The sequence below is a fragment of the Deltaproteobacteria bacterium CG11_big_fil_rev_8_21_14_0_20_49_13 genome (genome assembly GCA_002796305.1).
Lineage (GTDB): Bacteria > UBA10199 > UBA10199.
The window spans coordinates 222-11,229 of sequence record PCWZ01000085.1; the positions used below are offsets into that span (position 1 = coordinate 222).

Annotated in this window: 2 protein-coding genes; both read left to right on the forward strand. The window is 43.5% G+C overall.

Going from position 1 to position 11,008, the window contains the following annotated elements:
• Positions 1–326: 326 nt before the first annotated feature.
• On the forward strand, positions 327–1,958 hold the full coding sequence (locus tag COV46_08440) for a hypothetical protein (protein PIR16398.1): 1,632 nt from the start codon (positions 327–329) through the stop codon (positions 1,956–1,958).
• Between the two features lie 2 nt (positions 1,959–1,960).
• Positions 1,961–11,008: hypothetical protein (locus COV46_08445; protein PIR16399.1), on the forward strand; the 9,048-nt coding region annotated here is incomplete at its 3' end.

An 11,008-nucleotide genomic window follows, 5' to 3' on the forward strand; every position in this document is an offset into this window, starting at 1 on the left:
ATTTTCCTTTGGCGCGCCATTTTAAGGTCCCGCGTCTTATTTATGAAAGCGATAATGCTGGCAATGCCAGCTTTTTCTTTTTTAATCAGCAGAAAGAAATTTCTTGAAAACATTAAAAACATCATCTTTACTTAATTGCTAATTCCTATTATATATCCAATAGATATCCCACTTTCTTAAATTTGACTCAAAATTTATCTTCAACTTTCGGCCAGCTATTACGCAACCTTTTTTGACAATTGCCGATAATAGGGCTAGATGCGAATTGTCGATTAGGAGTGCTGTATATTATATGTTATTGCATGTGTTCGTAGATTGGGTTGTTTATGATAAGATACCCATCAAAGCTAAAAAGGGTCATTTCCCTGATTAGCGTTTTTATTTTCTCAATATTAATCTCAACAGGGTGCGGATCAAGCAAGTCAGAACAGGAGCTGGTGGATGCTGACAACGACGGGATATGGGACATTAACGATCTATATCCAAACGATACCGACAACGATGGAATTACGAACGATATGGATGCTGATAATGACAACGACAGTTGTGTCGATTCAGTAGATGCGTTCCCTTATGATCCCAGGGAATGCGCGGATACCGATAACGATGGCATAGGTAATAATGCGGATTCGGATGACGATGGGGATGGGATACTCGATGTGGATGACGTATTTCCTCTCAATAAAGATGAGTGGTCGGATACAAACAGCAATGGAATAGGCAATAATGCCGATACAGATGACGACGGCGATGGATTTCCCGATGCAGTTGATCTATTTCCCGAAGATCCAAAGAAGGCAGGAGATCATGACGGAGATGGTGTTGACAGCTTGGTTGATTTAGATGACGACAATGATGGCTATCTGGACGAGGTGGAACTGCAGGAAGGTTCAAATCCTTTGGATGCCGCTTCTATTCCTCTGGACGGCGATGCCGATGGTCTTACTGATAAGCAGGAAATCGCCTTTGGTTCTTCACCATATACCGCTGATACAGACGGCGATGGTTTGGGCGACAAGGTTGAATATTTTCTTGGGACTAATCCTAACAGCATTGACTCAGATGCGGACTGGTATGATGACATGGTCGAGGTCGGGAACGATCTAAGTAATGTGCCGGATCATGATAATGACGGTATAATTGATGCGCTGGATTATTATTTGGCCTTTGAATTCAGGCCATACGAGGAGATTGAAAGTGAAGAACATGACAGATTCGGCCTTTCGGTAGCCAATGACGTAACCATTTATATAGCGGATTTTGTTGATAATGCTGTGAGGGTTTTTACCAAGGACGGGGTACCAAACGGGTTTCTAGCCTATGATGAACTTCTACATGTGAACGATATAACGTCTTTTGGAGACAATGAACTTATCGTAGCAGATACCTTCAATGACAGGATTATAAAACTCAAAATTTCAGGGGAGGTTGAAGAGATATTTGAACACCAGCCGGACGGAAGCCCCGGTGGATTTGTATCACCGCGGGGAGTTGATGTTGATAATGGAGGAAATATCTATGTCGCGGATACGTGGAATAATAGGATCCAGAGATACGATGCGCTAGGCAAGACATGGCAGGCGTTGGATGGGTTTTTGGACCCGCAAGATATAGCGGTTAGTAGCGATGGAATTATTGCGGTCGCCGATACCGGAAACTTTAGTGTCCAACTATACAATGCCGCTTTTGACTTTGTTGGAACGATCGACAATTCATCTCTCAATTTAACCCCATTTGACTTTAAGCCAAGGAGTGTTTCATTCGATCAATCGGGAAATCTATTTATTGTGGATGATGCAAGCTCACGGGTTGTGGTTGTAAATAAAAACTATGAATTTGTGCGGAGCTTTGGCTCGGCAGGCGCGGGTGTGGCCGAGTTTTTATCCCCAACGGCGGTGGATATAGATAAAAACGGAAAGGTCTATGTAACCGACCGCAGTAGGGTGCAGGTATTTTAGATATGAGAAGATATATTAGTAAATTACCATTATTATTTTTGCTACTGATCCCATTAGCATTTGCAGAAGAACTGCAATCAGATGCTATATCGAATGGTTTGAATTCATTTACACCATTCGGTTATTTCAGCAATGGCGAGGCGATCAACTTAAGCAATGGCAATCTCTTATTGCAGTGGAAGGATGCCATCGTGCCGGGGCGATCGGGCGCTTCATTGTATTTTAGCAGGAGTTATGCTTCTGATTCTAAAATTACCATAGAGGCCTTTAATGGATTGTTCGAAGGGGCCGAAAATCATTATTATTTAAGCGATGTGGAGGGAGCATGCACATCGGGCGGTTGTTTTTATAATAAAGCTAATGGAGACATCGACAGAATAGAATATTACGATAAGGAACTCAATATCCCGTCTCTTGGTTCGGTTAAATCGGTGTCGGAGAACAAGGGCTCTAACCTTGTATCAAACGAAATAAGTTATGATCCACAGGTTAACGGCTGGGACGTTTCGTGGGCACCGCTCAGGGGCGTCGTTGTCTTAACCGATGTCAGTCCGAACCGTACCAAGCACGATCGGGATGTAATCTTAGTTAAGTCGGGAGGAGAGTTAGAATTATTTAACGGGGCGACAGGCCAGAGCTTTACACGCGGTTCCGGAAACGTTCTCTTAGATAATGTAATTCCTAAGGAAGGATCGCCTGAGGAAGCCAAGGATCCGTTGGAAGGACTTTCTGAGTTAAATGTGCAGGATGATAACGGGTATTTATACACCTTTGTGCCCCACTATAAAGATTCCCTGTTCTATAATGCAGTTTATTCTTATGGGTGCTGGAAGGGTTTTCATCATGAGACGTGCCATGATACCTATGATCTAACCGGCTGGAAGGTGGATGCATTTATCTTAAAGGAGTATAAAGATGCATATGGGAATATAGTAAGATCTGACAACCCTGCGCCTGTTGTTGGAGAGAGTCAAAAGGCCCAAATGTTCTTTCAGGGGGCAAATGGGCAATCGGAAATCCTGTGGAGGACAATTGAACGTAATATATTCAGTGATCATGAGGAATGGGTAGCGCCCGGGATAGATGGAAACCGCGTTTGGAATTTGAGTGTAGATGAGAAGAGGCGTTTTACCAATGTGACCGATCCTGCCGGAAACATTACAACCTTGGAATATGATCCGAAGGAGGGGCTTAAGGTATTTCCATTTGTAAGGAGATTTGGATTCGATGAATTTGCCGATCCAATAAAGTTTATTCAGGTCGGTTATCCAACAGGCGGTTACATGCGCTACGAGTTTTTTGATGACTCTGAGCTAAAATACGAAACTGCAACAAAAAATGTTGTTGTTACGGAAATTCCAGACGCAAATAACATAAAAGATTATTTTCAAAAGTATTATCGTGTTCAGGATAAAAAGGATGCGGTTAATACAGAAGTCTATCGTGAAGACGGAGCCAAGGTCGGTTTGACGTTCGAAAAGAAGTTTGGCCAGCTTCTTTTGAAAACCAAGACGGCTGTGGCAAATGGACGTGAGGTGATTGACACTTATAATTGGGCCGTTGATGAACACAAAAAAACCGTAAGTGGTCTTAAAAAAGTAGATATTGCAAGGGATGGGGCATCATATACAAGCTATTCGGCAGAATACGATGATGCCGGTCGCACGCTTACGATCACCGATGCAAATAGCAACAAGCGGATATATTCATATAAACTTCCATCCGGGATCATCAACGATTCGCTAAATTTGGATACCTCACTGACCCCTAAAGATATTTCTGAAAATTTAAGACAGAAGAATCTGGTTACCAGTATAGAACAAGACGTCAGCGGAATAACACACAGGGAGTATTTTCAATACGATGGTAGCGACAAATGCGGGGGAAGTGTTCCGATAGGGATGGCGAAAAAAAGGTATCAACAGATAGGCGGTGGCGAGGAGAGAGAACAGGTTGAAGATTGCTACGATGCTTATGCAAATGTAATAAAGACATATGAAGGAGGTTTTTCTAATCCAAACGCCACAATTTCATACGATGAAAATCATATCTTTCCAACTTCAAAGATCACAAGTTCCGGCGAGGTCTTGAAATATAGTTATGACTCCAATACCGGCTTACTACTCACCGCCGAATATGGCGGCGGTTCCAAGACGAATTATCTTTATAATAGCCTTGGGCAGTTGACAAAGCTGGAGACATTCAATCAGGGGTTATTATACCAGATTGATCATGAATATATTTTTAAAAATGATGGTGGATCGCCTAATCAGATCAATACCGTTATACACGACGGGCTTGCCGGCGGGGATTTTTCGGTAAAAAGGAAATATAATGGAACGGGACAGCTTGTCCAGGTAGATAAAAACGGTTCGGCAAAGACATATGGTTATGATTCACTGGAAAGACTTGGCTCTGTGACATATCCCGACGGGCGGCAACTCTCTATTGTTTATGATGGCTTTGATAGGGTGTTGGATAAATACCTTACCGGTGTTACGCCACTTCATTATGTTTACACGGTCAACGCGGCCGATTCAGATAAAGGAAAGTTGTTATTAAATGACGTTACAAATGTCTATCTTGATGGCAGTCTTGTTTATAAGGGAAATAAGAACCTTTTGGGCCGGCTTATTTCTGAATCCAAATATTTGAACGATGCAGAACTTGTTACCACCTATCAACGTGATGCATTAGGAAATGTGACAAAGATCGCCAGCCCGTCGGGTATTTCTATTGATAATAATATAAACTATGTTGATGGCACCATTGCAAGGACATATCCCGGCGGAGACGTGGTAAAGGTTGACGATGTGGACACATTAGGCTTCCTGACAAAGACATCTACCGCCGATGCCGATGAAAATCTGGTTGAAACGAGTTTGACATATACCACCAACAATCTTCTGTCGTCCCTTGATCTATCTGCGACAGGTGGCAAGGAGTTGAATGATATTACGCTTTTTTATGGCGATGTCGGAGAGAACGCCTTCGGGCGATTAAGGGAGATAGCCGACTACTCCGGGGATACATCTTTTTGGTATGGAAGAGGCGGCTCAATTGAGGGGACTGCGCGAAAGATCGATGCCCTTAATCAGAAATATACATTTGCATATGACAAGGATATATTTGGCAATGTCACACAAGTTAATTATCCTCACGGCTTGTCAGTCTTCTACGTGTTGGATAATGACAGGCGTGTGACAGAGGTGAGAGTTGGTTCAAAGACCGGCCTAAAACTTGCCAAGTTGAGTTATAACGCTGCCGGAGATGTTACGCTGATAGAATATTTTAATGGGGTTGAAACGGAATACGCCTATGACATTGCCGAAAGGATAACAAAGATTACAACGCATAAAGGCGACAGATATTTTATTGATGAGAAATACGCATATGACGAACGCGGGAACAAAAAAAGCGTTACGCATGCTGACGGGTCGAGAGCCGTCTATTCTTATGACACCATCAATCGCCTCATAAAGGCCGAATATTACCGCAATGAAGAGGATACTTTTTACGATGTCCAGGAATATGGCTATGATGTAGATGGGAATAGGATAACTTATAAGGATTCCGTAAAGAACATCCAATACAAAGTTGAATCAAATAAACTGCAAAGTTACAGCTCTGGCGGTGATAATGAGGAGATAAAAGCAGAGTTTAATTATAAACTCGGAAATGAAATTTCACAAAAAGAATATCACAGTGGAAAATTAGTGCTGGAGAGGTCCTTTTCATACGATGCCGATAACAGGCTTATCAGCGCCGATGTTAAGGATGATCAAATTAATTTTGAGACATCGTCAACCTACACATATGATTATGTCGGTAGGAGAGAATCTAAAGTCGTAGATGGTAAAACCACTTATTATGGATATGGCGAGTCTTTAGATCCCCTTATTGAGGTGAATGATAAAGGAGAAATTGATACAGCGCATATTTATATTGGCGGCCTCCGCATTGCGGCAGTTGAGGGAGACAAATTAAAAGTCTATCACACGGATGAATTGGGCAACACGATCGGCATTACCGATGAAGATGGAAAGGTGACACAGACAGTCAGGTATGATCCTTTCGGGAATACCAATTTTCTGAACGGCCCGGATTCAAATGAATATCTCTTTGCGGGCAAGCCGTTCGATAGAGAAACTGGCCTTATATATTTTGGCGGACGGTATTATGACCCGCAATTGGGGCGATATTTGAGCCGTGACCCCCTTGCCCAAGGGTTTAATCATTATATCTACACTGACAATAACCCATTGGTAAAAAAGGACATCTTTGGCCTCTGGGGCGGCTTTGGCGGCGGCAGTATGGATGGACCGATCGATGGTGGGGGTGAGGTTATAGATTTGACAGGAGGTGGTGATATAAGTGGGCCGATGGGTGGGGTTGGGATGGAAGGTGGGGGTTTTGATCCATCTGGAGCGATTATGGCTGGGATGCTTGTTAATGCCGGGGCTTCTTTTTTGGGGATTGGTGGAGGGATGAGTTCGAGCATGGATATGATGTCGTTGGTCCTATCGCCTGGTTCTGGGTCAGAGGCCGATGGCAGATATAGTAATAAAAAGTATGCTGAAAGGGTAGCGGCAGTAAGTAATTGTAATGACACTTTGACTCTTTGTAGTTTTATTCCAAGACAAAATCCGTTAGGGGATGCCCTTAGAAACTGGGGAGATGCTATTGGAAATGCGATAGACAGTGTTTTCCAGCGACGTGACGACGAATCAGTAGTTTTGGACGATTCCTACTCTGACGTAAGCGATTTAGTTCAGTATGATCCAACGGCTGATTTATTGCCCCCAACCGGCAATAGCTTTGATATCCCTAATCCTATAACAATATCTATTTCTGTTATTGAGCCTCCATCAAGCACGTTGATGCCAACGTTAGTCGGCGGAGCAGGCGGGATTTCAACCGGAACTGGCGTCGGCCTGCCGCCTCAACCTGCAGGAGGGGCAAACGAGTGGAAGCAACCCGTCGAGTTCGAGTCAAAACCAGCCAACGTTGGCGGACTCCAAGAAGAACCTGATAAACCTGCCGCAACCGTCCAACAGCAACAGACCTCAAGTACTACTAGCAATGATATAAACAATGCCGGAGATCCGGTTCTGCTCCACAGCGGTGACCTAACACAATCGGTGATTGATCTGAAAATTCCGGGAAAAGGTATGGATTACGAATTTAAACGGACATACCGAAGCCGGATCGTAATGAACGATTCGCTTGGGTATAACTGGGATCATAATTATAATAAAAAGCTGGTAGTCCGGGAAAATGGCAATATTGCGAGGTTCGATGGTGATGCAAGGTTTGATATCTATGTTAAGAATGAGGACGGAAGCTATCTTTCACCCTCCGGCCGGTTTGATCTGCTGACAAAGTTTGATAACGGCACATACAAGATTCGAGATCGTCATGGCATGGTTAATTTATATGATGGCGATGGATACATCACATCAATAGCCGATAGTAATGACAACGCGCTCCTCTTTGATTATGATTATCTTGGCAGTGAAAAACGGCTAACCACTGTAACAGACACACTGGGGAGGAAGATCAAATATGAATATTTTGCAACCGGCGATCTAATAGGAAAACTTCACCGAATCGTTGATTTTGCCGGCAGGGCCGTAACCTTTTCTTATAATGATGATCTCGATCTAATTTCTGTAGAAAATCCAAAGGGCGGAAAGACCACATATACCTATTCGAGCGGTTACTCCGAAGATAAGGGTGAGTTGAATCATAATCTCATTTCAGCTACAGACGCCAAAGGCCAAACGTATCTTTATAATGTCTATTCGGTCTTTGACAGGGTGGTGAAACAACAGTTTGGAAGTGAAGGATGGTTTGAGTTTGAATATCATCAAGTAGCGGCGGTATCCGAATGTAACAAGGCGGAACAGTTAACAGATGTCCTTTATAGAACCGTTGTCAGGGACAGGAGCGAGAATTTAACGAAATATGATTTTAACTGTCAGGGCAATCCCCTAAAGGTTGAGGAGTTTACGCGGAGCATCCGCCCGGATGACCCCGATAGTTATATAACAACGCATGCCTACAATTTAGATGGTTTGATCACGTCCACCACTTATCCCGAAGGCAACAGCGTTGAATTTAAATATGATGATGTCTCACAGCCTTCCCGCGGCAACCTGAAAGAGGTAAAAAGGATAGCCGACCCTGACCGTGGCGGCGGCGATCCGCTGGTTACAAGCTATGTTTATGAACCATTGTATAACAAGCCCGTAGCGATCACAGATCCGAAGCAGAGGACAATCGCGATACAATACGACAGCAAGGGGAATGCGGTTTCGATCGAGAGGCCGATGGGGCTTGTTAGAAAGTTCCAATATAACGATAACGGACAGGTCACGAAGATGATAGATGAGGCTGGGGCAGTGACCGATTATCTATATAAGGACGATTATATCATTGGGTCGGTTCAGGATGCGGTCGGACTTGCACTGACCAAATCTGTCGTAAGAGATGCGCTGGGTAATATTACATCATTTACGGATGCCAACGGCAATGTGTTTACGTATGAATTGGATGTGTTGGGCCATGTAACCAAGGAAGAAGATGCGTTGGGCAATATTACAAAATATTTTTATGATGAGAACGATAAAGTGGAAAAAATCGACAGAAAAAATATCGATAAATGGCTTACCACGGAATTTGAATATAATATCCTTGACCGCCCGATCTTGAAAAAGGAGGAAGTGGATGCCGATCATGTTATTGTGACCGAATACCAATATGACCTGAACGAAAATTTGGCTCGCGTCATCCAGCCAGAGGGAAACAGCATGTTCATCCAGTATGATGAACGCGACCTGCCGTATCTTGTCACGAAGGGATATGGTAGCAAGGATGCCTCAACAACTGCAATCTATTACGATTACAATAAAGATCCGGTGAAGATCATAGACGGCTTGGGAAATGCCGTGTCTTACACATACGATGGCTTTGACCACAGGATCCAGGAAGAAGATGCCCTCGGTGGTAAGACGCTTTATCAATATGACCCGCTCGGACTTGTGGTGGGAGTAGAAAGGAACGGTAAAGATGGGGCGTTATTCAAGGAGGCATTTACATACGACGATGCAGATAGACTCATTAAGTCCAGTGAAGGCGATGGAACCAAGAATTATTTGTATGAATATAATCCCATTGGCAGACCAACCAAGAAAATAGATCCCCTCAATAATGGAGACATCTATGCCTACGATGCCGCCGGACGTTTGGTTGCCGCTATCGATGCGGGAGGTAATCAGGTTAGCTATATATATGATGCCAACGGCAACGCCTTGTCGGAAAAGCACGGCGAGGCGGATGGGGTAAACGCGCTTCAATATGGATATGATCCATTAAATCGTCTTATTAGTAAAACCGACGATTTGGGGAACAAGTGGCAATATCATTATGACGGCATTGATAATTTAATAAAGATTTCGGATCCTAACGGTAATATAACAGCGTTTGAATATGACGGTATAAGACGGCTTGTTAAAAAGACAGAAAACAGCTCTCCATTAGACACGGTTGTTACCGGATATGAATGGGATGACAATTCAAGGCTTGTTTCGGCAACGGATGCAAATGGGAACACCACGAACTTTGATTATGATTCGCTCAATAGAAAAGTTTCTACGGATCTCCCCGATGGCAGTTTATATTCAGTTGAGTATGACGCCAACTCGATGGCAAAGGCCTATAGTTCGCCGGCAGGTTACAAGGTCAATTTTTCGTATGATCCGACGGGGAAGTTGGTGAAACGCGAAATAGCTCAAAATGGCGTGTATATCGGAAAAGACGAGATTGGATATGACGGCATAGGTCGGCTTACTGGCCATGGTTCTTATGACAAAAATGGCCTTCAGTTGCAGACCTCTTCATATGGATACGACCTCTTTAATAATCTAGTCAGCAACTCGCAGTCGGGACATTCTGTTGTCAGCGGTTATAACTTGAGCGGAGACAGGACTTCTCTTTTCTATCCATCGGATGTTTCATTAAACCTGTCGGTTGATTCTATGGGGCGGCTTGCGGGGGTTAATGAAGGTACATTTGGTTCGATCTCAGATATCACGTATGCGGGATTAAATCGAAAGGCATCGGTTGATTATGCAAATGATTCGGGCGCCGTATTTGAATATGATGATATTGCAAGGTTAAATAAGCAAAAATGGAGCGGGCCAAATAACTCTGCAATAGTCAATTATGTCCTCGATCACGACAAGGTCGGAAATGTTTTGCAAGATGGCAACAATATTTATCAGTATGACGGCATCTATCGCCTGACAGCCGACAAGGATCATATATATAATTATGATAAGGCAGACAACTTCACAAAAATTGATAATAAAGTTTACGCCGCAAGTAACCTCAATCAATATACCGAAGGCCTTGTTTATGATGACGACGGCAACCTGATCCAAGACTCTGAATTCAGCTATGAATATAATTGGAGAGGCTTAATCACAGAGGCCTATAACGTTTCGGACGGTCTCCTTGTTGCGAGCTATGAATATGATGCCCTTGGGCGGCGCGTCTCCAAGCAGGATGCGGTCAGCGGAGATGCGACACGTTATATTTATGACGGTTGGCAGTTGATCGAGGAGCGGGACGTTAATGACAATGTAAAGGCCAATTATATTTATAGCGGTTTGGATGAACCGGTTGCGATGATGAAGGATGGAAACATTTATTATTATCATTATAACTATCAAGGCAGCATTGTGGCGGTAACAAATACAGCGGGTGAAGTAGTTGAAAAGTATGCCTATGATCCATTTGGCAACGTTACCATCACAGACGCAGTTGGCAATGAGCTTGGCGCAAGCACGATTGAAAATCCGTTCTATTTTACCGGCCAGATATTGGATTCCGAAACCGGCCTCTACAACTTCCGCAACAGGTATTACAATCCAAAGATTGGCCGCTTCATATCCCGCGATCCGTTGGGATATGCAGATGGAATGAACTTGTATGCATACGTGGGCAATAATCCTGTGAATAAGACAGATCCTTATGGCCTGCGTGCA

Bases quoted from the DNA above. Each gene is read 5' to 3' on its own strand.
- COV46_08440 (PIR16398.1), top strand. From the start codon at position 327: ATGATAAGATACCCATCAAAGCTAAAAAGGGTCATTTCCCTGATTAGC.